Below are 22,203 nucleotides of genomic sequence, written 5' to 3' on the forward strand. Positions count from 1 at the left end.
CGCCCGACTGTCGCGTCTCCCCCGCTGGCGAACGTCAAGTATCAGCCGGGACACGACAACGACGCCCGAGCGCACTGTGTCTAGATTCTCCACTCAGTATCAAGGCGGCGCCTCCGGCGCCGCGCCGCTTGCGCCGCCCGGGGCGTGCGGCCTCCGGCCGGTCCCCGCTCGGCGCGCGGCTGCTCGACAGTCCGACTGGCTACGCCTGGCTCATCCCTCGCATCTTCTCAAGGCGAAGATTTAACATCGCTAACCCAGGCGGCATCGTCGTGGGCTCCTCTCGTATTGTGTGCGTAAGGGCCGATACGAGGTCGGCCGTGTTTCTGTATGGCGTATACTTGATAATTTCACCCAATGCACGTTTTCCGTCCATTAACTTAAACCAATCGCTGTCCCAGCGCTCGTCAAGCGATCCCTCGATATCGCGCGCGACTTCATCAAATAGGCCAAGCCGGCTCTGCGCTGACGCAATTTGCGCCCTCAGGTAGGCCCGTCGCTGCTCCAGCGGCGTATTGCTCTTGTCGAGTTCATAGGGAAAGCGTCGCTTGAGCTCAAGCTCGATTAGATCGGCCGTGATCTCATCGCGGTGACCGTCAGCTATGCGACGGAGAACATCTCTGACTTGGTCAACGTCAACCTCCCTGCCAGCGCGACTCAATGTGCGCGTTAGCAGGTCGGGGTCGAGCAATTCATTCTCAAGGGTACGGAAAGGCCAGACAAACAGGCGGGGTGATTGTCGGGTCATACCGGCGACGTCATCGTCGGACAGTAGGTCTCTATCCCGAATTGCAATCCAGGGGATTAGCGCGTTTCCGGACTCGAGGGATCGCGCCGTCGCTTCAACTCCCGAGCCGTTCCCGGCGACGTATATGGTTGAGCGGCTTAGTGCAAGTGCCAGTGCTGACAGAAGTCGGCGAGCATCGACCGATCCTTCGACCACGACAATCGAATCACTTTGAAGGACGTCCACTGGATGAACACCGAGATCGGACAGTAGGCGCCCGCGCAACTCCTCGTCGGACGCCTTCACAAGTTGGTTCGAGTCAGTCCCGTCCGTTGGAGACATATGCAGGACTGCGCTCAGTGGTGCGGAAGTCACGAGCTTTGGTGCGTGTGTAACGATCCAGACCTGGGCGCGTTCCGCAACTCGCTCCATCACCGAGAAAAGTAGTTGCTGGAGAGATGGATGAAGATGCAGCTCGGGCTCGTCTACGAGCAGTAGGCCGCCGCTTGCGTTCAGGCGGCGCACGAAGAACATCAGTGAGAGGACTTCCTGCTCACCACTTGAGAGCTGGTCCAATTCGTGTGTCGAACCAGAGGGGGTGTCGACTCGAAGCGAGGCACCGAACGGTGCCAGCGGGTCAATTATTGGACGATTGATCTTCTTGCGCGTCGCCGTCTCGAATGGGTCAGTAATTGCCTCGAAGTCGCCGCTGCGGGGCCGGCCTTCGCGATCCGCGAGCATGTCCAAGTAGTCGAGTGAGGCTAGGAACGGTTGAACGCCCGTCAGCGTCAGGATGGAGCGTTGTTGAACAAACGAATTGAAGACCTGCTGTCGAAGGCCTTCCGTCTGCTCGGCACTGAGCATCGCTGGGTTCACCTGAGCCTGCTCACCGCGCTGAATGCTTCGGTCTGCTGGCAAATAGTCGAGATGAGCAAAAGAGTGCGACGGGGCAAAATCCGCACTCCAGAAGATCTGCCCCCATCTACTGTCAACGACTGGCTCGATCGTACCGAACTGTCCTTCACGGCTAATTCGAGTATGGAGACTCATGGAACTGGGAGCATCTCCGTGCTCCGAATCAACCTTGTCAGCTCCAAAGGTTTGCAGTGCGGCTTGCTCCTCGGAGGTAAGGGAGAATACGGCCTTCAACTCGGCGCTGTCGCTCCATGGCCCGACTAGGCGCTTTACGTCAAGCTGCCCCCATGGAGTAGTGGAACGCCAGAGGACGGTCAGGGCTTCGAATAGCAGACTCTTGCCAGCACCATTTGGGCCAGAAACCGTCACAATCGACGCATCTGCCAGGTCGGAGATTTCCGCGTAGCGAATTCCGCGGAAATTTCTGATGTAGATGCTATCAATCCGCATTTGCTCACTCCCGATGTCCGCTGCAGTTGAACTTACACGGTGTGCACGGGTGCGAAGCACAAGAGCAGTGCGTGTCAGTCAAGATGTCAGGCGTCCAGGTCCAGTGCCTAGGGAACGGCCCTCGTCGCGCGGGCAGGTCTCCGGGATGGCCAGGGTGTGGCATCGCGTCGACCTCCCGGAGGGGCTACCACACGTACTCACCGATGGCGTCGTGGAGGGGACCGAGCGCGAGCCAGAGCGGGAGCTGTCAACTCCGGCTGAACCCTGACCTGCCTGGCCGTGCCAGACATGTACTCCCGGGTTCCTGGGGCGCAAGTGATTGACCGCGCGCCCTCGCCGGGCGGGCTGGTCTCCGGGATGGTGGGCGTGCCATCCCGCCGACCTCCCTCCGGGCTACCACACAGCCGACCGTGGGCGGAGCTCGGCACGGTTGACCTGCGGTTGCGTCGAGGGCCGCCCACGGCCGTCCGCGCGGTCGGCTTGCAGCAGGTCGACGGGATGGCACTCAGCAAGCGCAGGGGAGCGGGCCGCACCGGGGCACATCTGGGGCACATCCGGCCCATGACAGCCCGATATCCGCTGACACGGCGTGGCAGCGGTTGGGCTGGTGATCGCGGGTCCCGGAGCAGACGCGCAGGCTGCAACAGGGCGTGGTTCGCGTTAGGAGAGCGAGGGTCATTCGTCACTGCAGCCTGGTTTCACGCCGAGTCAGATGAGGCGGGGGTTCATCGTCACACCGACCAAGCCGATGACCAGCACGAACGGGAACGTGACGGCAGGCGGATGGTTGAACAGACCCAGGATGACCCCGCGCGCGGCGCTTCGGTGTCCGTGCTGTGCCCTACTGTCCGCCCCATGAACGAGCACGAGGCCGTGGAGCGAACACGCCGGGACTACGATGCCGTCGCCGAGCTCTACGACTCCATGGTGCGTCAGGGCGACGACGACGCCGGAACGCTGGCCAGGGCGATGATCAATGCGTTCGCCGGCCTCGTCCACGCCGGTGGGTCGGACAGCGCCGTGCTCGACGCTGGCTGCGGCCCCGGACAATGGGTCGACCACCTGGACCGGAACGGCACACGGGCCTACGGGATCGATGTGTCACCGGCCATGATCGAGATCGCCCGCCAGTATCGCCCCGACCTGTCCTTCGAGGTCGCGTCCATGCTCCAACTCAAGGCACCAGATGGGTCGATTGCCGGCATCCTGGCTCACTTCTCCCTGATCCACACACCGCCGGCCCTGCTGCCAGCTGTCCTGGTCGAGTTCGCCCGGGTGATCGAACCGGGCGGACCCCTGCTCGTCGCCGCGCAGATCACCGACTCCCCAGGCGACGAGGGCTGGACCCCTTACGACCACAAGGCCTCACCTGCCTACGTGTGGAGCCTTGATGCGCTCACTGAACAACTCCGAGCACACAACTTCAATGAGCTCGGACGAATGCGCATCGCCGCTCCAGTCCAAGGCAAGCCGCCGGCCGGCTACCTCCTGGCACGCCACGACGCCCACGGGGCTGCTCAGATTTCAGGTGACTCCTGACCTGTGAGGATGTGGCCGCCGGTGGAGGCCTGTGGACGTCGAGAACCCTTTACCTGCACAGAACCTGGCGCCCGACCACGCGGCGGCCCGGGGCGGCACGGAGCATCGACGGGATGCGACACGAACACCGGGCGCGGGTGCGTGACGAACTGAGTGACGATCGGTCCATACGGACCCGGAACACCGCGGACCTCCACGGACACCCGGACCCGCCTGAACAGCTGGTTCGATCTGCTCAGTCGGTTCCTCTCGTTGCTTCGGGACGAAGAGGTCGCAGGTTCAAATCCTGTCACCCCGACCACGAAAATCCCTGGTCACAGGCTCGGAACACCGAGCCGGACCAGGGCCTTCGTCGTTCCACCTCCCCGCATCGAGCCAGGCGGTCCCGAGCACGGTCCGGAACCCGCGGTGGACGGAGGTGCCGCGTCGAGCCGCCTGCCGGTCTTGGCCCCAGAGTGACGGCCCGGGATGGACCCGCGCGAACTCGCCTCAGACCGATGGTTGTTGGTCGAGCAGGCCGACGGGGTCGGCGCTGTAGGCGACCATCCAGCTGGGGTCGATGCGGTACCAGACGCTCTCGTCCCAGAACGGGTTGTCGCCGTCGTCGTCGTAGTGGTTGACGAGGTAGGCGCGGACGGCCGGCCAGGCCGGGTCGCTGCTCGTCCCCTCGGGGTTCAGCGGAACGGCGTGTCCATGCGTGAAGATGCCGAGCTGCTCGCCGCGCAGGAAAGTCGCGCTGATGCCGGGCCGCGCCGCGAGATGACGGGCTTTAGCGGCCTGGCGGTGGGTGCCGACGATCCAACGGCCGTGCAGGAGGTGCCCGTCGGCGCCGCTGATGCGTGGCTCACCGCGCCGGGTGACCGTGGCGATGGCCAGCGTGCACATGCCTTGACAGACGCGGACGACCTGCTCGGCGTCCAAGGCACTCTCACCTGGCCGGATGATCGACTTGAGGTGGCTGCTGGAGCCGGCCCACGACGTGTCGAGCAGGACTTGGAGGCTGTGGAGCTCGTCGGGAGTTTCGAACATTCGGCTAGCTAATCAGCTCCCACCGACAGCATCGGCTCGGTGCGCAGTCGCCGACTGCGCGTGGACGAGCCACCTGTAGAGCCGGAGGCATCGGCGGGGCTTCCGGCACCGCACGTGCCGATCTCAATGCGGTTCTCGTGCGGTCGTGCGGGGCAGCCGGATGGCTATGACGACTGCGGCGACCGCCAAGGCGGCTGCCGCGACGGGCTGCGCGAGGCTGAACAGGAATCCGGTCACGGCAAACAGCGGAAGCAGCACGGCGTAGCCGATCCCAGCCCAGCACACATCGCGTGCCGCGCGCGCAATCGCCGAGCCGAGGCAGATCGCGCCTGCGATGAGCATGAGGAGACCCACGCCGACCGTGGCCAGAAGCGGAGTGCCGTAGATGTCGTCGTACATCGCGGACGCGCCTGGCGTTCCGTTCAGGTAGGCACGACCGAGTGCCGGCTGCGCGAAGGCCGCAACGCCGAACACGGCGGTGGTGAGCACGTTTCCCGTGATGGTCAGGACCACCCCTGCCACAGCGGTGCGAACCGCGGGGCCGCGGAGAAGGAAGGCCAACGCGGCGACGGCTCCGATGGTCCCGAGCGCGGCACCGGCGATGCTCGCAAGCACGTGACTGACGAGAAAGATGTCGGTCGTGACGTAACGGGCGAACGCGTCGAAGTCGGTGCCGGGGTCGGGCTGATGGGTGAGTGTGCTCAAGGCGAGCAACACTGCGTAGACCGGCAACAGCCACAGTCCGGCACGAGCGGCGCTCACGGTGCCGCGCCCCTCTGAGCTCTTCGTGGTCATGCTCATCCGCCTCCCGGGAGGGATCGGCCGACCATCGAGCGACGAATGACCCATTCCGCGACGACGAGGTTGATCAACCAGCCCGCTCCGGTCAGCAGCGCCGCGCTCGGCTCGCCGGTGCCGAACGCGGCGCCGCCGAAACCGAGGGTGAAGATCTGCGTGCTCGCGCCCAGACCGATCGCGTAGGCGCGGATCATCCACGCTCGGTGCCGGTCGACGTCGTGCCGCCGGATCGCGATGAACCCCGCGAAAATGCTCGCCACCATCACGACGCCGAAGATCAGGCGGAGGACGTACAGCAGCTGCTCGGTGCCGTCGGCGTGGGAGTGGAAGAGCGTCAGCCAGAGCGCCGAGAGTGCCGCGGTCAGCCCGAGGGGCACGAGGACGCGTCCGATACGGGGATGCCAGCCGGAGCCGCGACCGCGCCGTCGCGACGCCGTCGGGAACTGGAACGCACCGAGCGCCGTGAACAGGGTTCCACTGGCCGCGTGCACGATCAGTGGCACCGACGCGACGGAGCGGGCGTCCACCGCAGGATCCGCGGCCAGTTCGACCAGCAGCCGGGCCAGAACTGGGAGGAGAGCGAAGAGGGCCAGCGTGGCCGACAGCAACCAGAGCCGTATGGCGCCGGCCGGCGTCGGCCGGTTCCGGTGGCCGCGGGCCCGGTCGACCGTCACCGGTGGTCGCCGCCACCGGTCCGCCTCCGGCCGCCTGCTCCTGGTCACGTCGCCGTGGACAGATCGAGCCGTGGGTCGGAGGAGCGTTGAGCAGCGACGGTGCGGCGCTCGGTCGCCCACAGGGAGTACCCGAGCCAGATCATGGCCAGCCCGACCGGTATGGCGGCGAAGCGCCCGATGGCGTGCGGGAGCAGGGAGACCACCGGCGTCAACAGCGCTCCGAGTGCGAGGAGCAGTGCGGCCCAGCGGTCGAGGACGCGAGCCCGGAAGGTCGCGAACCCGAACAGCGCGCCGCCGAGCACGTAGAGCACACCTGCCACCGGGTTGAGGGCAGGGAGCAACCCGAGGTCGACCTGAGCGCCGGCGCCGCTGAAGATGCCCAGGAAGCTGTCGACGAACCGGGGGGACTCGGCTGCCAGCGGCGGCATGATGAGCGTCTCGGCGAACGTGAATGCGGTGACGAGAAGGAAGAACAATCCGAACAACACGAGGCCGATCAGACCCAGCAGTCCCGACTCCGTGACCTGGCGCAGGTAGATGCCGGTCACTCCGATCAGCCCTAGGACAGCCATGGCGATCGTCATGTACCCGACGATCGCCCAGGCGTTTCCGGTGACCGTGGCGACGTTCTCCGCCGGATGGACGAACTGAATGATGATGTACAAGACCCCCGAGACCACGGCAAAGAGGCCGGCCGCCCGGGTGAGATGCGCGGCGGAAATGGTCACGCTCGGCCTCCTTGATCGAACATTTTCCGAGCATGTTCCGAGGAACGACCACACACGTTCCTCCAGGCAGGGGGTAGCCGCTATCGTCACTCTTGGGGAACCGACAATCGCCGGTATTGACGACCCGTCACGACCAGGATCTTCGTCGTCCGCAGCGCGGCGACGGGCCGCCGGTCAGACCGTGTCCGGACCGGACGTGACCGGGAAGTCCTCGCGGCTCGGGGGGAAGTCGCCGTGGCGGTGGACGATCCGCCACTCGCCGTCCTCCCGGCGGAAGACGTGGGTCGTGCGCAGCGTGTACGTCACCGGCTCGCCGCCACCCTCGGCGTACACGGTCTTGTGCTCGAACGCGACGGTGTAGGCGAGGTCGCCGGACGCCCCGGCCGCGACCAGCTCCTGCTTCTCGTCCACGAGCCCGGCGAACCGGCCGGCCACCCAGCTCTGGACCCGCCGCACCTCCTCGTGCCCGCTCGCCGACCCCGCGGCACCGAACAGGCTGACCGGGTCACGGGTGGACCAGATGGCCGCCCAGGGCTCGACGTCGCCGTTGCAGAGCGCCTGGTACGCGTGTTGCCAGCGTGGTCGCAGCTCCTCGAGGAACGCGTCGACCTGTGTCATGACGACCTCCGGTACAGTCACACTGTTTTCAATATAAGAAGGGTGGACCGAATGTCCGACGGCGTCAAGAGGCGCTACGACTCGTCCCGGCGGCAGGAGCAGGCCCGGGAGAACCGGCGGCGGATCCTGGCGGCCGCGCAGACGCTGTTCATCGACCAGGGGTACGGGCGCACGACGATCGCGGACATCGCCGGGGCGGCCGGGGTCGCCGCCGAGACCGTGTACGCGGCCTTCCGGAACAAGCCCACCCTGCTTCACCGGGTGTGGGATCTCGCCGTCGGCGGCGACGAGCAGGACGTGCACCTGCTCGACCGCCCCGAGCTGCGCGCCGTGTTCGCCGAGCCGGACCTCGTCACCCGGCTGACCCGCTTCGCCGAGGTCAACACCGCGATCATGCGCCGCACGGCCCCGCTGCTGCTCGCGCTTCGGGGCGCCGCGGCGAGCGATCCGGCCGCGGCCGCACTGGTGGCGCGGGCCGACGACGCCCGGCTGGAGGCGATCGGCACGCACGCGGCCGCGGCCGCCCGCACCGGCCGGCTCGGGGTTTCCGAGACCGAGTGCCGCGACGTGCTGTGGTCCACGACGGACGGGACGCTGTGGCACCGCCTGGTCGCCGAGCGCGGCTGGAGCGACGCACGCTACGCCGGCTGGCTCGGCCGGATGTGGGTGTCCGTGCTGGTCGCGGGGCACGAAGTCCCCTCGGCAGACCCGGGCGGCAGCCGGTAGCACCGGCCCTGGGCGATCACCGGACCGGCGCGGCGTGCTGGGCCAGGGCGCGCCCGCGTCGACCCCTCACCACCGGTGTCGTGGCGTCGTCGAGCGCGGCGGCCCTGGGTTCCCTCACCACACCACCCGCAGGCCGGACAGCCCGTGGATGAGCCCCACCGGCCGCAACGGCGCCTCGGCCGCCGGGTCGGCGAGCCGCAGCCCCGGGAACCGGCGCAGCAGCGCCAGCAGCGCGATGCGCAGCTCCGCCCGGGCCAGTGCCGCACCCACACAGTGGTGGACGCCGTGCCCGAACGCGAGATGGCCGATCTCGCCCCGGCACAGGTCGAGCTGCTCGGGGTCGGTGATCCACGCCGGATCGCGGTTCGCGGCCGACAGCGACACCATCACCAGCTCGCCGGCCTCGATGCGCTGACCGGCCAGCTCGACGGTCTCGGTGGCGACCCGGGGCGTGGCGGCGTTGACGATCGTGAGCCAGCGCAGGAGCTCCTCCACGGCGGCGTCGACCCGGTCGGGCCGCTCCCGCACGACGCGCAGCTGGTCGGGGTGGCGCAGCAGGGCCAGCGTGCCCAGGGCGAGCATGTTCGCGGTGGTCTCGTAGCCGGCCAGCAGCATCAGGTGGCCGATGGCGGCCAGCTCGTCGGTGGTGAACTCTGCGCCGTGCTCGCGGACCAGGTCGACCAGGAGACCCTCGCCGGTGCCGGGCCGGGTCGCGAGGTCGGCCATGTAGGCGCGGATCCGGCGGAAGTACGCCGCTCGTTCGTGCGGCGACAGCGACAGGTCGAGCGAGCGGTTCGCGAGGTGCTGGAACCGTTCCCGGTCCTCGCCGGACACCCCGAGCAGCTCGCCGATCACCAGTGACGGGATCGGGAGGGCGAACGCCGGGACGAGATCCGCCGGAGCACCCGCGCGTTCCATGCGGTCCAGATGGTCGTCGACGATCCGCTCGATCCACGGTTCCAGCCGGCGGACCTGGCGCATCCGGAACGCCCGGGCCACCGCCGCCCGCAGCCGGGTGTGCTCGGGCGGGTCCTGGGACAGCAGGTCGCCGGCGCGCTCCCGCCTGATGTCCTCGTCGGTCATGTCCTCGCCGGCGAGTCGGCGGGAGAAGTCGAACGGCTTCACGACGCTGAACCGCCGCGCGTCGGAAAGCACCTCCCGCGCGTCGGAGTGCCGGGTCACCAGCCAGGCGTCGTAGCCGAGCGGGGTGCTGACCTTCCCGATCCCGTCCTCCGACTGCAGTTTCAGCAGGCGCGGGTCGGGGTGGAACTCGGCGTGCCGGCACAGGTACGCGGGCGCGGCGGGCGCCGCGGTCACGACGCGTCCTCGGAGCGGGCCGTCGGCGCGGTCGCGGTGAGGCGGGCGGTGAGGGCGGCGGCGCCCTCACCGGACAGCTGCGGCAGCGCGACGAGCCGCCCGCAGATCACCAGCAGCAGTGCGGCCACGGGACCGCGCACCTCCGGGCCCTCGCCGGCCGACCAGGTCGTGTCGGTGGCGACGAGCCGGAAGCCGGCCGTGCTCCGGACCGACGCCGGGGGCGGCGGCATCCGCATCGACAGGTTCCGGTCGGCGGCAGCGGCCGCGGCGTCGGGGTCCATGTCGAGCCGGCGGCCGAGCGGGACGGCGATGTCCTGGCTGTGCACCAGGATGTCGGTGAGCGTCTCGAGGTGGGTCACGCCGAAGTTGCGCCGGCGCGAGCCGATCGTGCCGCGGATCTCCGCGACGATCTGCCCGGTGGTCAGCTCGGCGGCGCGCAGCCGGGCGACGTGCTGGATCGTGCGGTCCATGCTGCCCCGCCACTTGAGCAGTGTCCGCAGCACGTCACCGGGACCGAGCTGCTGGAGCGTCAGGTGGGCGGCGACGTCCCGCACCGTCCACCCCGGACACAGGGACGGCTGCTGCCACTCGTCGCCGGAGAGGTCCTCCAACACGGCGGCCAGCGCGGTGCGCTGCGCGTCGATCGCCTGCCAGACCCGGTCGCGGTCGAGGGAAACGGTCATGACGGAACCTCCGCGGATCGTGGCCGGATCACGGTCGTCACGAGCGCCGTGATCTGGTCGGTCGGGTCGAACGCCGGGTCCGGGATCGCGAGTTCGTGCAGGACGAGGCCGGTGAAGTGGTTCATGATGATCGGTGCGTCGCGCTCGGGATCGGTGGAGCCGGCGACCCGCAGCCACTGCAGGAACCACGCGTTGACCTCCGCGCCGGTGGCGGAGAGCTGCGCGCGCAGGGACGGGTGGATCCCGGACTCGACGAGGATCGCGTAGCGGGCCAGCGTCAGCGTGCGGTGCGCGCCGGTGGCCTCCCGGGCCGCGAGGACCAGCACCCGGGCCAGCTCGTGCGGTGTCGTCGGGTACGTCCGCCTCGCGAGGTCCTCCCAGGCCGCGCGCTCGCGGGCGGCGAAGCGCTCCACCACGGCGTCGAGCAGCGCGTCCCGGGTGCGGAAGTGGTTGGACGTGGAGCCCACCGGCAGGCCGGCCGCAGCGTCGACCGCACGGTGGGTCAGCGCACGGATCCCCCGCTCACCGAGGACGGTGATCGCTGCGTCGAGGAGCTCGTCCCGTCGCGTCCCCATGGCTCATACTACGACTGTAGTGATACAGACTACAAGTGTTGTTCCTGCCGACGATCATGGTGGAGCACGGTCATCCGCCTGCCCCTGGTCCCGGCTCGTCGTCCGGCCTAGCCTTGGCGCCCCGCCGGGTTCGCCGGCGACGAGAAGGGTCGTGCCATGGCCACTGTCGACGAGATCGCGCCCGACATCTTCCGGATCAATCTGGGTGCGATGCCGGGTGACCCGATCACGACGAGCTTCTTCCTCATCCGGGACGAGCAGCCGACGCTGGTCGAGACCGGGTACCGGAAGACCTTCGACGAGGCCTGGGAGGCCGTGAGTCGCCTGCTCGATCCGACCTCGTTGCGCTACGTGGTCGTACCGCACCTCGAAGGCGACGAATCGGGCGCGCTCAACCACTTCCTGGAGCGCGCACCGCACGCGCGTGCCGTCGGCAGCCCGATCGGGTCCGCGGTCAACCTGTCCGACTTCGCCGTCCGCGAACCCCTCGCGGTCGACGACAGCGACGCGTTCGACCTCGGGGCGCACCGGCTGCGCTTCCTCGTCACGCCGTACGTCCACCAGTGGGATTCGATGCTCGCCTACGACGAGACGACCCGAACGGTGTTCTGCTCCGACGTCTTCATCTCCCTCGGAGGCGGCCCGGCGATGACCGATCACGACGAGAGCGACGCGATGCTCGACGCGTACCGGATGATCGGCATCTTCCCGTCGAAGCGGCACCTCGATTCCGCGTTGGACAAGATCCAGGCCACGAACCCGGCGACGCTGGCCTGTCACCACGGCAGCGTGAAGGGCGGCCGCAGCGTTCAGGGCTACCTGCGCGCCATGCGCGAGAACGACGTGACCGGGCTGACGGAGTGGAACCCGATGGTGGAGGCCCGCTAGCGCGTCGGCCCGCTACGCGGCCGGCGGCGGACCGAGCAGCTCGATGCCGTGGCGGTGCGCGGCGTGCCCGAGCGCCACCGGGTCGATCGGACCCGGTTCGGGCAACCGCCGCTCCCGCGCCGGCTCGCCGACCTCGGCGGCGAACTCCTCGAAGCCCGACGGCGTGGTGATCTGGAGGGTGCGCAACGGCTCGGACCCGACGACGAAGGTGTGCGGCTCCCCGGCGGGCAGCAGCACGAAGTCACCCGGCCCGGCGTCGAGCACCGCCTCGCCGCACCGGAACTGCACGGTGCCGTCGAGCACGTAGAAGGCCTCGTCCTCGACGAGGTGACGGTGCAGCGGCGGCGCGAATCCGGGCGGGTTGACGATCTCGACCACGGTGAGCCTGCCCCCGGTCCGGTCCCCCGCCGCCTTGACGGCGACCAGGCTGCCGAGGAACCAGAGGGCCTGACCCTCGTCCGGTCGGGTCAGGTACGGGGCGACGGAGGCGGTCATGCCCACTCCTTTGATAGACACTGTCTACTGAATAGACGCCAGTATGATACCGGCGTGGGAGAAGTCAAGGAGCCGTCCGCGCGGCGCCCGTACCGGTCGGCGGTGCGGGAGGAGAACGCCCGCCGGACCCGCCGGGCGATCGTGTCGGCCGCCGGGCCGTTGTTCGTGGAACGCGGCTATGCCGCGACCTCGCTGGCCGAGGTGGCCCGTGCGGCCGGGGTCGCCCGCCCGACCGTCGCCGCGGCGTTCGGGTCGAAACCGGCGCTGTTGCGGCAGATCCTGAACGAGGCACTCGCCGGTGACGACGAGCCCGTCCCGGTGGCCGAACGGCCGTGGTTCGCCCCGGTCTGGCAGGCCGGGACGGCCGGCGAGGTGCTCGACGCCTACGCCGGGATCTGCACGCTCATCGGGCGGCGGGCCGCGCGGGTGTTCGAGACCGTGCGGCGCGCCGCGGACTCCTCCGCCGAAGTCGCCGAGCTCTGGGCCACCGCGCAGCGCAACCGCCGTGCCGGGGCCGAGATGGTGGTGCGCCGGGCGGCCGGGTTCGGCGCGCTGCGCCCAGAGCTCGGCCCGGCGCGCGCGGTGGACGCCCTCTGGACGCTCAACGACCCGGCGCTCTACGGTGCGCTCGTCCTCGACAGCGGCTGGCCCGAGGACGACCACCGCCGCTGGCTGGCCGGTCAGATGCGCACCGCGGTCCTCGCCGACGACCGCTGAGGACGGCCGTTGAGCACGCCCGGGCACCGGCGGGGCGTCACCACCGGCGGCGGGCTCCGGGACCACCGATGACTCCCGCACCCGGCCGCGGTCGACCCTGCGACGCGGTGCACGGCCCGGATGCCATGACGGGTCCACCCGCGCGTCACGACTGGGAGGAGGCCGGCGATGGCCGTGATCGAGGACGTCCGACCGCTGGGCACCGAGCTGGAACGCTCCTACGAGGCGTACGTCCGCGGAGCGCTGCGGTTCCGCGTCAAGCAGATCGTCTACGTGGCGTTCTCCCTCGACGAGACCGTGATGGGCTTCGCGTTCCCGAAGGAGGAACGGGCCGGGCTCGTCGCGAGCGCCCCGCACACGTTCCGGATGCCGTCGGCGTCGGAGATGCGCTTCAACTGGGTGCACGCCGACCTCCCGGCCCTGGACCCGGCCGAGGCGCGCGAGCTCGTGGTCGACGCGTGGCGCATGGTCGTGCCGAAGAAGCTCTCCTGCGCCTACGACCTCGCCCATCCCGAGGGTCCGGGCTGAGCCCGGCGGAAGCGGGCCAGGGCGAGCCCGGCGAGCACCGTGGCGGCCAGCCCGACGACGAGGGACACGTATCCGCCGACGATGCCGTAGCCGGTGCCGGGGCCACCCTCGGCCGCCGCCACGACCAGGCCGCCGACGACCGCACCGGTCACACCCGCGACGAGGGCGGCGACGCCGCCGCGCCGCCCGGTGCCGGGACGGCGGGCGGCGCGGGCCAGGGCCCACCCGCCGGCGGCGATCCCGGCCAGGCCGAGCACCGCGCCCACCAGGGACCAGACACGGCCGGAGGTCAGGGTGTACGCGTCGGCGGCATGCTGCATCGGAGCGACGGTCTCGAACGGCACCGCGGCGGCGAGGAGGAGGGACATGGCGTTCTCCCATGGTGAGGTTCCTGCGAGATCACCGGAGGATGCCCGCTCCCCCGGCCGCCGGTCGTCGTCCCGGCGCAGGCACTTCGGCGCTGCCGCGCCCGGCGCAGGCGTCGCGCACCTACTGCGCACGCGGTAGCCGACTGATCATCCGTGCGCAGGAGTCGCTCCGGCCCGCATCCGGCTAGGTTCTGCGCATGGGCAGCGGCCGGGCCGGGGACTGGGCGATCGCCGGTGCTACGGCGGCGGTCGTGCTGGCCACCGAGCTGTCCCCCGGGCAGCACGTCCCGTCGGCGCTCGACCCGCTGGGCTACTCCCTGCTCGCCGCCTCCGGCCTGGTGCTGGTCGCGCGGCGCCGGTTCCCGATCACCACGCTCGCGGTGGCCGGGGCGTGCGTGCTGACCTACCAGGCTCTCGGGTTCACGGCCCCGGCGGTCGCGTTCCTGGTCGCGGTGTACGCCGCCGTGCGGGCAGGGCACCACGTCGCGACCGCCGCGGTGTCGCTGGTCATGCTGGCCGCCGTGCCGCTGGCACTCCTGGCCGCCGCGGACGGCCGGCTGCTGGGCGAGGCGCTGCTGCAGTCCCGCGACGTCCTGCCGCTGGCCTGGCTGATCGCGGCCGCCGCGGCGGGGGAAGCGCTGCGGCAGGCCGAGCGCCGCGCCGACGAGGCCGAACGCACCCGCGAGGAGGCCGCACGGCGCAGCGCCGACGAGGAGCGCCTGCACATCGCGCGGGAGCTGCACGACTCGCTCACCCATCAGATCTCGGTCATCAAGGTGCAGGCCGAGGCAGCCGTCCACCTGGCCCGCAAGCGGGGCGAGCAGGTGCCCGAGTCCCTACTCGCGATCCGCGAGGCCGGTCGCGAGGCGGCCCGGGAGCTCCGCGCGACCCTGGAGACCCTGCGCGACGACGACCGCGATCCCGTGCGCGGCCTCGACCGGGTCGCGGACCTGGTGCAGCGGGTCCGGACGACCGGGCTGGACGCCACACTGACGGTCGGGGGCCGCCCGCGTGCGCTGCCGGCCGCCGTCGACCGCACCGGGTACCGGATCGTGCAGGAGTCGCTGACCAACATCGCCCGGCACGCCGGCGCGGGTACCGCGTCGGTCCGGATCGACTACCGGCCCGACGCCCTGGTCATCCGGGTCGACGACGACGGCCGGGCCACCGCGGACACCGCCCCGGTCCCCGGCGTGGGCCTGCTCGGGATGCGCGAACGCGTCACCGCCCTCGGCGGCCACCTGCAGGCCGCGCCCCGCGACGAGGGCGGGTTCACCGTCCGGGCCGAGCTGCCCGCGGAGCAACCGTCGTGATCCGGGTGCTGCTCGCCGACGACCAGCCGCTCATCCGCAGCGGTTTCCGCGCGCTCCTCGAGATCGAGGACGACATCGAGGTGGTGGCCGAGGCAGCGGACGGCCGCGAGGCCGTGGCGCGGGCCGCCGAGCACCGGCCCGACATCGCGCTCGTCGACGTCCAGATGCCCGTCATGGACGGGATCGAGGCCACCCGGCGGATCGCCGCGGACCCGGCGCTGACCGGCGTGCATGTCGTCATCCTGACGAATTACGGTCTCGACGAGTACGTCTTCCACGCGTTGCGCGCCGGCGCGGCCGGGTTCCTCGTCAAGGACGTCCAGCCGGACGACTTCGTGCACGCCGTCCGCGTCGCCGCCCGCGGGGACGCGCTGCTCGCGCCGTCGATCACCCGCACGCTGATCGACCGCTACGTCTCCCAGCCGCTCCGTCCCGCACCTGGCACCGGCCTGTCCGAGCTGACCCGGCGGGAGCGGGAGGCCGTCGCGCTGGTCGCGCACGGCCTGTCCAACGACGAGATCGCCGCACGCATGGTGATCAGCCCGCTGACCGCGAAGACGCACGTCAACCGGGCCATGGCCAAGGTGCACGCCCGCGACCGCGCGCAGCTCGTCGTGCTGGCCTACGAGTCCGGCCTGGTGTCCCGGCGCGCGCCGTGACTACCCGATCTCGGTGACCAGGATCCGCGCCGAGCGCCGCTGCTGCACGCTCACCAGCTGATCGACGCCCTCGAACTCGTTGCAGAGCAGGAACAGGTGCCGGCCCTCCGGGCCGCCCACGGCGCACGAGAAGCAGGGCAGGTCGGTCTCGACCCGGTGCGTGATCTCGCCGCCGTCGAGGACGCGCACGCAGGCGCCGGCCGGGGCGTCGGGGTCACCGGTGTGCGCCGCGACGTCCGCGGTCTGGGTCCAGATCGCCGGCCCGTCGACGCAGATGCCGTCCGGGCCGAGCCCGTCGGCCCAGCTCCGCCGGTTGCCGAGCGTGCCGTCCGGGGCGAGGTCGAACGCGGTGAGCCGCCCGGCGAACGACTCGGCGACGACCAGGGTGGCGCCGTCGGGGGTGACCACCATCCCGTTCGGGAAGTCGATGTCCCCGGCGACCTGCACGGCCGTGCCGTCCTCGGCGATCCGGCGGATCCAGCCCGGCTCGGGCGCCCCGCCACCCACGAAGTCGAAGTCGGCGCCGTTGACGAACACGTGCCCCCGCGGGTCGACGACGAGCTCGTTGCCCCCTTGCGGGTTCCAGGTCCGGTGGCCGCCGGGCTCGTGCACGACGGTCTCCGGCCCGGAGGTGAGCAGGCGCCCGTCGGGCAGCCAGTCGATCGCCCAGCCCATCTGCGGCGGGCCGGGCGCGACGACCTCGGCGTTGCCGTCCAGGTCGACGGCGACGACCTCGCCGGCACCCCAGTGGGCGAACCACAGGCGTCCGTCGTGCCAGCGGGCGGACTCGACCATCGCGAGCCCGGTGAGCAGGGTCCGGGGCGGGGGCAGGTGTTCCATCGGCACTCCTCGAGGACGGGGTCGTCGCTGTGGTCGACCGTCCGCGAGCGCGGAACTCACCGGACGGGGCCGCTCCCGGTGTCCGGGGTGGAAGGCTCGCGGGACGCCTGGAGCCCGCCGGCGGGCAGCCGGTCGGCCCCCCAGCTCCGCTCGATGTAGCCGACGATCCGCGCGATGTCCTCGTCCGGCACCCGGTCCGGATGTCCCCGCTCGAGCGGGTCGACGTGGAAGATGTAGAGCCGCGACGCGAACTGGTCGAACGGCAGGGACGCCTCGCCGAAGCGCTCCCCGTGGCCCGCCGTCGAGACGACGACACCGTCGCCCCAGTCCTGCCCGCTGTCGTTGTTGGGGTTGTAGAAGTACACCCGCATCACGTCCTGCGGGTCCGGGGCGACCCGCAGGATCGTGATCGCGTGCCAGCCGACGTAGCGGGCGGCGCTGTCGGTGACCGCGATGCCGGCCGGCTGCGGGTGGATCAGGGGCTGCCCCCCGTTGTACGACGGGTGGTAGCCGGCGTGGAACTGCCGCAGGAAGTCGTCGAGGTCGACCAGGTTCCCGGTCTCGACGTCGACGTCGATGTGGAACCCGCGGGCCGCCCACCAGCCGTGGAACTCCGGGTTCACCCACCGGTGCGGGTCCCCGGGCCGGCCGGCGCACCGGCGTCCCATCTCGACGTAGATCCGGTCCAGGTGCGGCACGACGACGAGCGACACCGGGTCGAGGTCGATCGGCAGCGTCTGCGCGACCCCCGCCGAGGTCTCCTGCGAGGAGATCCGCTGCCCCTCGAAGTGCATGATGATCTCGTCGTCCCGGGCCGCCCAGACGACCATCTGCAGCAGGTAGTCCGGGTCGTTGTAGGCCCACATCGACAGCGCGCGGGCCGCCTGGCAGGTGGGGTTGTCGCCCTGCCCGATCCCCAGGGGCTGGCCGAGCATCGCGAGCACGCCGGCCAGCAGCCGGACCTCCGGCCCCGGCTCGTCACCGAACGCCGCCACCAGCCGTTCCCGGGCCGCGGGTGACAGGTCGAGCGCGATCTGGCGCCACAGCGACGGGACGACCGGCGGTTCGTAGAGGATGCCCCGGTCGAGCAGCAGGGCGAGCCCGTAGATGCACTGGGCGGTCTGCGGGGTCACCGCCTTCTCGATCAGCCGGTGCACGAGGTCCCGGTAGCGGAGCAGGCAGTTCTTGCCGGTGTCGGAGAGGCCGAGCGCCTCGGCGACCAGGTAGTCGCTCTCGTGCCGGAGGAACTGCAGCAGCTCCGCGTGGTACGGCGAGACCAGCCCGGTGTCGTGCATCGCCCGGGCGAACCCGGAGGCCTCGTACTGCAGGCCGCCGGTGTCCATCGCCTCCAGCCGGGTCCGGAACACGTCGAGCCCGGGGTCGTCGCGGCAGGCCTCGGTGGTCCCGAACAGGGCCGTGATCAGCCGGTCCAGGCCGTGGCCGGACGACAGCTCGACGTCCGGGTCGCCGCGCCACACCGACAGCCGGGTGATCAACGATGTGACCTGGTCCACCTGGATGGGGCGCTGGCGCAGGATCCGCCAGATCTCCTCGACGAGCTTGTCCCCGACGACGTCGTATCCCACCTCGTCGGCGATGTGTCGGAACAGGTCCCGGATCAGCTGGGCGGTCCGGCCCTGCCGGGTCCGCTCCGCCTCGGTGGGCGGGGCGAACAGCAGCTCCAGGTTCATCGCCAGCACCTGGGACAGGAACTGGCGCGCGTCCTCGGCCGAGATCGCCGGGTGCTCGTACTCCCCGAGCGCGACGGCGAGCATCCGCAGCTCGCTCGTCGCCTCCATCACGACGGTGTCCGGGTCACCGCTGTGCAGGCCGGGCCCGACGAACGCCGGGACGAGGATGTCCGGGGAGGCCCAGTCCGTCCCGAGGAACAGGCCGGCCTCCTCCAGCGTCCGGGCCCGGGCCTGGACCGCGGAGGCGCCGCCCGGCTGCAGCAGGACCCGCCGCAGCTGCTCGAGGACCCGCCGCAGCTTCGTCGTCTTGCCGAAGTCGGCGGTCCGGTCCAGGTCCCGGGTGGCGTCGTCGAGCGAGGCCAGGCGCTTGTCCAGCACCGAGGCGCAACTCGCGGCGTCGGCGGTCGGTTTCACAAAGCTTCCCTCGTTCGGGTCTCCGGACGTCCCGTGGTTCCCGCCGGCGGGCACCTCAGACGTAGAAGTCGAGTTCTTCCTGCTGCTTGAGCAGGTCGCGCATGCGGTACGGGTCGTCGCCGAAGAAGTACAGCAGGCCCCAGTGGGTGCCGAACGCGGTCCGCTTCGTGACCGTCTCCTCGAGCGGGGCCGAGAGGTCGTGCGACTCGTAGTAGTCGTCGTCCTCGGTCTGCTCCGGGATCTCCAGCTTGCTCACGACCCGACGGCGCGGGTACACGCCGAAACAGCCGGCGACCCCGGTCGCGTCCTCGACCTCGGTCGGGAAGAACGCGTCGATCTCCTCCTCGGTGGTCTTCGGGTCGAAGGCCAGCACGAGGGCCTGGTAGGCGTTGAAGCCGTACGCCCGCTCGAGCAGCTCGAAGACCTTGAAGCCCGGCGGCCGGTAGGCGACCTCGCCGAAGTACATCTCGCCGTCGGAGGTGACGAAGTACTCCGGGTGCACGAAACCGAAGTCGATGTCGAACGCCTTGATCAGCTTCTCGATCTGGGCGGTGATCTGCGGCCGGTACCGCTCGAGTTCCGGGGTCGCCGGCACGAACACCGAGTACCCGAGCGTGACGTACTCGGAGATGTTGAGGAACTTGATCTTCCCCTTGTGGATCCAGGCCTCGACGGCGAATTCCCACCCGTCGAGGTGGGACTCCATCAGGACCGGGAACTCCTCGTCCGGGATCGTGTCGACCTCGTCCGGCGTCCGGATGATGCGGTGCCCGAGGCACCCGGCCTTGTCGAACGCCTTGAGATGGATCGGGTCGTTCGGGTCACCGTCGAGCTTGAGCAGGGTCTGGTTGACGCGCTTGAGGAACCGGATGACGTCGTCCCGGTCGTGGGCCTCCTCGAAGATCCCCACCCGGATACCGCCGAGCTGGGCCCGGCGCTTCATCAGCGCCTTGTCCCGCAGAAGCATGGCCTGGCCGAAGAGCCGCGGGTTGTCCATCAGGACGGAGTTGATGGCGCCGGCCCACTCGACGGTCTCCTCGAACAGCGGGATCGCGACGTCGACACCCATCTCCTGCAGCGTCTCGGCGATCTCCATCGAGCGGTCGTTGAGCCGCTCGAAGTTCCACGGGACGTACGGGATGCCGTGTTCGGAACAGTATTTCTCGGCCCAGTCCGGCGCGACGACGACGTACCGCCGATCGAAGCGGTCGAGTGCCTCGACAGCGGGCAGGCTCCAGCCGAGCAGCGCGACGAACCCCTTTTCGGGATCCTTCCGGACCGGTTCCGGTCGAGGCATACAGTAATTCCTCCCACGACGGTGCATTCACATTCGAATTCGGGCTCCGCGCCGACCCTACCTCGAATGGTGCCCGTCAGGCCTGCCCGGCGTGCTCCTCGGCGTAGGCGACGAGCCGCCGCAGCCGCCCGGCGACCGCGTCCTTGGACAGCGGTGGGTCCGCGAGCAGCCCCAGCCGGGACAGCGAGAGCGTCGTGTGCTCGACCCGCAGCATCCCGGCGGCACGCAGGTGCTCGGGCGCCTCCGGGCCCAGCACGTCGAGCGCCCACCGGACCCGGGCGGTCGTCCGGTCGGCCGCCTCGGCGGCCCGCCGGGAGTTGACCGACTCCAGGGTGGCGCTCGGCGCCGCCCGCGGTGCCGCCGTGCCCCCGCAGCGGCGCAGCGCGTCGGCGACGCCCGAGGCACCGGTCGCGCGCAGCAGCGTGTCCATGCTGTCCGGGTCCCGGACGAGCACCCGGTGCTCGGTCGCCGTCTCCTGGGCGGCCGCCAGCACCCCGAGCCCGCGGGCGGCTCCGACGAGCGCGAGGACGACCGCGGGCCCCGGACAGGGCACCTGGATCCGAACCCGCCCGGACGGGCGGACGATCCGGCCGCGGGCCAGCAGCGCACCGCGCCAGACCCCGGCGGCGACCGCCGCGCCACCCCCCACCACCGCCGGGGGCAGGCCGAGCACGGGCCGGCCGAGCCGGTCGACGAGCCCGGTCGCCCGTGCCAGGTCGGTGCCGTTGGCCGTCATGCGGAGCAGGTAGCGCAGCGGGCGGCCGTTCACGGCGACGACCTCGGCCCGGACCGGCATGCGGCCGTACAGATCGCCCATCTCGCGGCGGAGCCGGACCGCGGTCTCCGGCACGGCGAACTCGGCCCGCACGACCGTCCGGCCGCCGGTCGCGGCGACGTCGCCGGCGAGCCGCAGCTGGGTCACGACACCGGCGTGCCGGACGGCGGGCCGCTCCTCGCGGACGGCGCCGAGCTCGCGGTGCAGCTCCGTGGTGATGCGCTCGGGATCGAACACGAACCTCTCCTGCAGGTGCGCACGAGTGCGGGATGGGGCCACGCATCCCCCGAGGTGACCCCATCCCGCCGGCCGGACGTGGGCCGTGGGAAGGCCCCGTCGTGGTCGTGGGATCAGGCCGGCCCGTCCGGGCCGGCATGCATGGGACACCGCGGGTCGATCGAGGGATCCTCGACCGCCCCGGAGCGGTACGCGGCGTTCGCCAGGACCGAACACAGGCAGCCCTGGGCCTTCGCCCGTGGACCGCCCGGTGCCATGTCGTCCGGTGCGTCGCGTTTCGGCCGCTCGGCCTCCTGCCCGCTCGTCGCCTCCGTCATTGGTCCCCCTCCGGACACGGCGCGCCCCGGAGGAGCACGCCGCGTGTACGCGCAGTGACCGAATTGCGCCGTGACGTGGCGCATCGTGCCGGTCGGTCACGGAGGGTACCGTATACGTCGAGTAACGCCTATTTCGGCTCGACACCCGGCGGTAGCGGAGCGTCCGGATCGAGGACGACGCCGAGCTGCCGCGACAGGCCGTCGACCTGCGCCCAGATCAGTCTGACCAGGTGCTCGGTGACGACGTCGCGGTCCAGGTCGCGGTGCACCAGCCACCACTCGGCCGTCGTCTGGACGGCCCCGACCAGCGACTGCGCCCACACCTGGACGAGCTCGGGCTCGTGGATGCCGAACGACCCGAGGTGGTCGTCGAGCACGCTCGCCAACGCACCGGCGATGAAGTCCCGGCCGGCGTCCACGACCTCGTCGCCCTGGCCGGGCAGCCGGTGCCGGAACAGCAGGTGGACGTTCGGCGAGTCGTCGAGGAAGCACATGAACGCGTCCACCGAGGCACGGACGCGCTGCCGGAGGCCCACGTCGGCGTACAGCACGGGCATGAGCCGTTCCATCAGCCGGTTCGTCGCCCGTTCGGCCATCGCGTCGAGCAGCGCAGACCGGTCCCCGAAGTACCGGTAGATCACCGGCTTGGTCACCCCGGCCGTGAGCGCGACCTGGTCGAGGCCCCAGTCCCGGCCGTCGCTCCCCAGGACGGCCAGCGCCGCGTCGACCAGCTGTTCCCGGCGGCGGGCGCGGTGGGCGTCCCAGCGGGTGGAGCGGCCGTCGGTCGGAGCGGGTCGCTTGCCGGGATGGTCGACGTCGGACACGGTCGCGCTGACCCTCCATCGTGCCTCGGCACTGAACAGACAGTATCGCAAAGATGACGGGCGT

At 70.6% G+C, this 22,203-nt stretch carries 24 protein-coding genes; 7 read left to right on the plus strand and 17 right to left on the minus strand.

The features are described from left to right. Positions 1 to 199: 199 nt before the first annotated feature. Positions 200 to 2,089: an ATP-dependent endonuclease gene (locus H7X46_RS24215; protein WP_186361553.1), complete on the minus strand. Its 1,890-nt coding sequence runs from the start codon at positions 2,087 to 2,089 to the stop codon at positions 200 to 202. An 855-nt stretch (positions 2,090 to 2,944) separates the two neighbouring features. Between H7X46_RS24215 and H7X46_RS24220 the strand changes: the two genes are divergently transcribed. Next, the gene (locus tag H7X46_RS24220; RefSeq protein ID WP_186361554.1) at positions 2,945 to 3,628 is read left to right on the plus strand and encodes a class I SAM-dependent methyltransferase; all 684 of its coding nucleotides are present in this window, start codon (positions 2,945 to 2,947) and stop codon (positions 3,626 to 3,628) included. A 489-nt stretch (positions 3,629 to 4,117) separates the two neighbouring features. On the opposite strand, the gene H7X46_RS24225 is transcribed toward H7X46_RS24220, so the two are convergent. The 5 genes from H7X46_RS24225 to H7X46_RS24245 all read right to left on the minus strand — a co-directional run bounded on the left by H7X46_RS24225 (position 4,118) and on the right by H7X46_RS24245 (position 7,475). Next, the gene (locus H7X46_RS24225) at positions 4,118 to 4,657 is read right to left on the minus strand and encodes a pyridoxamine 5'-phosphate oxidase family protein (protein ID WP_186361555.1); all 540 of its coding nucleotides are present in this window, start codon (positions 4,655 to 4,657) and stop codon (positions 4,118 to 4,120) included. 123 nt (positions 4,658 to 4,780) lie between these two features. Continuing rightward, positions 4,781 to 5,452, minus strand: a complete 672-nt coding sequence (locus H7X46_RS24230) for a hypothetical protein (RefSeq protein ID WP_186361556.1) — start codon at positions 5,450 to 5,452, stop codon at positions 4,781 to 4,783. Positions 5,453 to 5,454: 2 nt separating this feature from the next. Beyond that, a complete protein-coding gene (locus H7X46_RS30925; protein WP_222131412.1) occupies positions 5,455 to 6,177 on the minus strand; it encodes a DUF2306 domain-containing protein in 723 nt (240 codons plus the stop codon). Continuing rightward, the gene (locus H7X46_RS30930; RefSeq protein WP_186361557.1) at positions 6,174 to 6,857 is read right to left on the minus strand and encodes a hypothetical protein; all 684 of its coding nucleotides are present in this window, start codon (positions 6,855 to 6,857) and stop codon (positions 6,174 to 6,176) included. Before H7X46_RS30930 ends, H7X46_RS30925 begins: the two co-directional genes overlap by 4 nt. A gap of 174 nt (positions 6,858 to 7,031) precedes the next feature. Continuing rightward, positions 7,032 to 7,475, minus strand: a complete 444-nt coding sequence (locus tag H7X46_RS24245; protein ID WP_186361558.1) for a nuclear transport factor 2 family protein — start codon at positions 7,473 to 7,475, stop codon at positions 7,032 to 7,034. Positions 7,476 to 7,526: 51 nt separating this feature from the next. Here H7X46_RS24245 and H7X46_RS24250 point away from each other — a divergent pair, with 51 nt between their 5' ends. Then, positions 7,527 to 8,201, plus strand: a complete 675-nt coding sequence (locus tag H7X46_RS24250; RefSeq protein ID WP_186361559.1) for a TetR family transcriptional regulator — start codon at positions 7,527 to 7,529, stop codon at positions 8,199 to 8,201. Between the two features lie 114 nt (positions 8,202 to 8,315). Here the strand turns inward: H7X46_RS24250 and H7X46_RS24255 are convergent, their stop codons facing one another. From H7X46_RS24255 to H7X46_RS24265, 3 genes are read right to left on the minus strand one after another with little or no spacing between them, the layout of a single operon-like run. Beyond that, positions 8,316 to 9,518 carry a cytochrome P450 gene (locus H7X46_RS24255; protein WP_186361560.1) on the minus strand — a complete coding sequence of 401 codons (1,203 nt, stop codon included), beginning with the start codon at positions 9,516 to 9,518 and terminating at the stop codon, positions 8,316 to 8,318. Beyond that, positions 9,515 to 10,201, minus strand: a complete 687-nt coding sequence (locus H7X46_RS24260; RefSeq protein WP_186361561.1) for a maleylpyruvate isomerase family mycothiol-dependent enzyme — start codon at positions 10,199 to 10,201, stop codon at positions 9,515 to 9,517. The genes H7X46_RS24255 and H7X46_RS24260 overlap by 4 nt, the downstream gene beginning before the upstream one ends. Next, positions 10,198 to 10,776, minus strand: coding sequence for a TetR/AcrR family transcriptional regulator (locus tag H7X46_RS24265; RefSeq protein WP_186361562.1), 579 nt, complete (start codon positions 10,774 to 10,776; stop codon positions 10,198 to 10,200). Before H7X46_RS24265 ends, H7X46_RS24260 begins: the two co-directional genes overlap by 4 nt. 156 nt (positions 10,777 to 10,932) lie before the next feature. On the opposite strand from H7X46_RS24265, the gene H7X46_RS24270 reads away from it, so the two are divergent. Next, positions 10,933 to 11,664, plus strand: coding sequence for an MBL fold metallo-hydrolase (locus tag H7X46_RS24270; protein ID WP_186361563.1), 732 nt, complete (start codon positions 10,933 to 10,935; stop codon positions 11,662 to 11,664). Between the two features lie 12 nt (positions 11,665 to 11,676). On the opposite strand, the gene H7X46_RS24275 is transcribed toward H7X46_RS24270, so the two are convergent. Further along, on the minus strand, positions 11,677 to 12,159 hold the full coding sequence (locus tag H7X46_RS24275) for a quercetin 2,3-dioxygenase (RefSeq protein ID WP_186361564.1): 483 nt from the start codon (positions 12,157 to 12,159) through the stop codon (positions 11,677 to 11,679). A gap of 54 nt (positions 12,160 to 12,213) precedes the next feature. On the opposite strand from H7X46_RS24275, the gene H7X46_RS24280 reads away from it, so the two are divergent. Beyond that, a complete protein-coding gene (locus H7X46_RS24280; protein ID WP_186361565.1) occupies positions 12,214 to 12,876 on the plus strand; it encodes a helix-turn-helix domain-containing protein in 663 nt (220 codons plus the stop codon). Positions 12,877 to 13,044: 168 nt separating this feature from the next. Next, entirely contained in the window at positions 13,045 to 13,404 is a 360-nt protein-coding gene (locus H7X46_RS24285) for an MmcQ/YjbR family DNA-binding protein (RefSeq protein WP_186361566.1), read from the plus strand. Here the strand turns inward: H7X46_RS24285 and H7X46_RS24290 are convergent. After that, positions 13,371 to 13,772 carry a DUF6223 family protein gene (locus H7X46_RS24290; RefSeq protein WP_222131413.1) on the minus strand — a complete coding sequence of 134 codons (402 nt, stop codon included), beginning with the start codon at positions 13,770 to 13,772 and terminating at the stop codon, positions 13,371 to 13,373. The genes H7X46_RS24285 and H7X46_RS24290 overlap by 34 nt on opposite strands. Before the next feature lie 197 nt (positions 13,773 to 13,969). Between H7X46_RS24290 and H7X46_RS24295 the strand changes: the two genes are divergently transcribed. After that, positions 13,970 to 15,085: a sensor histidine kinase gene (locus H7X46_RS24295; protein WP_186361567.1), complete on the plus strand. Its 1,116-nt coding sequence runs from the start codon at positions 13,970 to 13,972 to the stop codon at positions 15,083 to 15,085. Beyond that, positions 15,082 to 15,744, plus strand: coding sequence for a response regulator transcription factor (locus H7X46_RS24300; protein ID WP_186361568.1), 663 nt, complete (start codon positions 15,082 to 15,084; stop codon positions 15,742 to 15,744). Before H7X46_RS24295 ends, H7X46_RS24300 begins: the two co-directional genes overlap by 4 nt. Here H7X46_RS24300 and H7X46_RS24305 read toward each other — a convergent pair whose 3' ends face one another. The 6 genes from H7X46_RS24305 to H7X46_RS24330 all read right to left on the minus strand — a co-directional run bounded on the left by H7X46_RS24305 (position 15,745) and on the right by H7X46_RS24330 (position 22,139). Next, positions 15,745 to 16,584 (minus strand): SMP-30/gluconolactonase/LRE family protein, encoded by an 840-nt coding sequence (locus H7X46_RS24305; RefSeq protein ID WP_186361569.1) that lies wholly within the window; start codon positions 16,582 to 16,584, stop codon positions 15,745 to 15,747. 56 nt (positions 16,585 to 16,640) lie between these two features. Next, positions 16,641 to 18,689: a hypothetical protein gene (locus H7X46_RS24310; protein ID WP_186361570.1), complete on the minus strand. Its 2,049-nt coding sequence runs from the start codon at positions 18,687 to 18,689 to the stop codon at positions 16,641 to 16,643. Positions 18,690 to 18,744: 55 nt separating this feature from the next. Next, positions 18,745 to 19,986, minus strand: a complete 1,242-nt coding sequence (locus tag H7X46_RS24315) for an acetyl-CoA carboxylase biotin carboxylase subunit family protein (RefSeq protein WP_186361571.1) — start codon at positions 19,984 to 19,986, stop codon at positions 18,745 to 18,747. A gap of 76 nt (positions 19,987 to 20,062) precedes the next feature. Beyond that, positions 20,063 to 20,998, minus strand: a complete 936-nt coding sequence (gene whiA, locus H7X46_RS24320; RefSeq protein ID WP_186361572.1) for a DNA-binding protein WhiA — start codon at positions 20,996 to 20,998, stop codon at positions 20,063 to 20,065. Positions 20,999 to 21,111: 113 nt separating this feature from the next. Continuing rightward, complete coding sequence (locus H7X46_RS24325) at positions 21,112 to 21,315, minus strand: hypothetical protein (protein ID WP_186361573.1); 204 nt, start codon at positions 21,313 to 21,315, stop codon at positions 21,112 to 21,114. Positions 21,316 to 21,443: 128 nt separating this feature from the next. Further along, the gene (locus H7X46_RS24330; protein WP_186361574.1) at positions 21,444 to 22,139 is read right to left on the minus strand and encodes a TetR/AcrR family transcriptional regulator; all 696 of its coding nucleotides are present in this window, start codon (positions 22,137 to 22,139) and stop codon (positions 21,444 to 21,446) included. Positions 22,140 to 22,203 lie beyond the last annotated feature (64 nt).

Origin of the sequence: Pseudonocardia sp. C8, from assembly GCF_014267175.1 — a bacterium.
Classification (GTDB): Bacteria; Actinomycetota; Actinomycetes; order Mycobacteriales; family Pseudonocardiaceae; genus Pseudonocardia.

Bases quoted from the DNA above. Each gene is read 5' to 3' on its own strand.
- H7X46_RS24215 (WP_186361553.1), bottom strand. From the start codon at position 2,089: ATGCGGATTGATAGCATCTACATCAGAAATTTCCGCGGAATTCGCTAC.
- H7X46_RS24220 (WP_186361554.1), top strand. From the start codon at position 2,945: ATGAACGAGCACGAGGCCGTGGAGCGAACACGCCGGGACTACGATGCC.
- H7X46_RS24225 (WP_186361555.1), bottom strand. From the start codon at position 4,657: ATGTTCGAAACTCCCGACGAGCTCCACAGCCTCCAAGTCCTGCTCGAC.
- H7X46_RS24230 (WP_186361556.1), bottom strand. From the start codon at position 5,452: ATGACCACGAAGAGCTCAGAGGGGCGCGGCACCGTGAGCGCCGCTCGT.
- H7X46_RS24245 (WP_186361558.1), bottom strand. From the start codon at position 7,475: ATGACACAGGTCGACGCGTTCCTCGAGGAGCTGCGACCACGCTGGCAA.
- H7X46_RS24250 (WP_186361559.1), top strand. From the start codon at position 7,527: ATGTCCGACGGCGTCAAGAGGCGCTACGACTCGTCCCGGCGGCAGGAG.
- H7X46_RS24260 (WP_186361561.1), bottom strand. From the start codon at position 10,201: ATGACCGTTTCCCTCGACCGCGACCGGGTCTGGCAGGCGATCGACGCG.
- H7X46_RS24265 (WP_186361562.1), bottom strand. From the start codon at position 10,776: ATGGGGACGCGACGGGACGAGCTCCTCGACGCAGCGATCACCGTCCTC.
- H7X46_RS24270 (WP_186361563.1), top strand. From the start codon at position 10,933: ATGGCCACTGTCGACGAGATCGCGCCCGACATCTTCCGGATCAATCTG.
- H7X46_RS24275 (WP_186361564.1), bottom strand. From the start codon at position 12,159: ATGACCGCCTCCGTCGCCCCGTACCTGACCCGACCGGACGAGGGTCAG.
- H7X46_RS24285 (WP_186361566.1), top strand. From the start codon at position 13,045: ATGGCCGTGATCGAGGACGTCCGACCGCTGGGCACCGAGCTGGAACGC.
- H7X46_RS24290 (WP_222131413.1), bottom strand. From the start codon at position 13,772: ATGTCCCTCCTCCTCGCCGCCGCGGTGCCGTTCGAGACCGTCGCTCCG.
- H7X46_RS24295 (WP_186361567.1), top strand. From the start codon at position 13,970: ATGGGCAGCGGCCGGGCCGGGGACTGGGCGATCGCCGGTGCTACGGCG.
- H7X46_RS24305 (WP_186361569.1), bottom strand. From the start codon at position 16,584: ATGGAACACCTGCCCCCGCCCCGGACCCTGCTCACCGGGCTCGCGATG.
- H7X46_RS24315 (WP_186361571.1), bottom strand. From the start codon at position 19,986: ATGCCTCGACCGGAACCGGTCCGGAAGGATCCCGAAAAGGGGTTCGTC.
- H7X46_RS24325 (WP_186361573.1), bottom strand. From the start codon at position 21,315: ATGACGGAGGCGACGAGCGGGCAGGAGGCCGAGCGGCCGAAACGCGAC.